1 protein-coding gene is annotated in these 500 nt (G+C 59.4%); it reads right to left on the reverse strand.

Annotated features, from left to right (window positions below; translation table 11 throughout):
• On the reverse strand, positions 1-500 hold a 500-nt coding region (locus J5M71_RS27440; protein WP_207838698.1), incomplete at both ends, for a winged helix-turn-helix domain-containing protein.

Genomic DNA, 500 nt, shown 5'->3' on the forward strand with positions numbered 1-500 from the left:
GTCTTGATGCACACCGGCTCGCGAGGGTTGTCCTTGAGTTTGTTGCGCAATTTGCTGATGTAGACGTCGACGCTACGGTTGAGGCCGTCGAAGGCAATGCCGCGCATGCGATTGAGAATGTCATCGCGGGAAAGAATCTTGCCCGCCGCGCTGGCGAGCAACCAGAGCAATTCGAACTCCATGGTGGTCAGCTCGATCAGCTCACCCGTCAGGCGCACTTCACGGCAACTGCGGTCGATGCTCAATTGCCCGAACTCGAGAAAACTCACCACGCTGCTGTCCGGCGTCTGCCGCCGTTGCAACGCCCGCAGCCGCGCGAGCAATACCGGCGGTTTGATCGGTTTGATCACGTAATCGTCAGCGCCGGACTCCAGACCGAGAATGTGATCAAGATCGTCTTCCTTGGCCGTGAGGATCACGATCGGCGTGTCCGAGACACTGCGAATTTCCCGGCAGACCTGCAAACCGCTCTGCCCCGGCAACATCAGGTCGAGCACCAG

This window comes from Pseudomonas sp. 43(2021) (assembly GCF_017490805.1).
Classification (GTDB): domain Bacteria; phylum Pseudomonadota; class Gammaproteobacteria; order Pseudomonadales; family Pseudomonadaceae; genus Aquipseudomonas.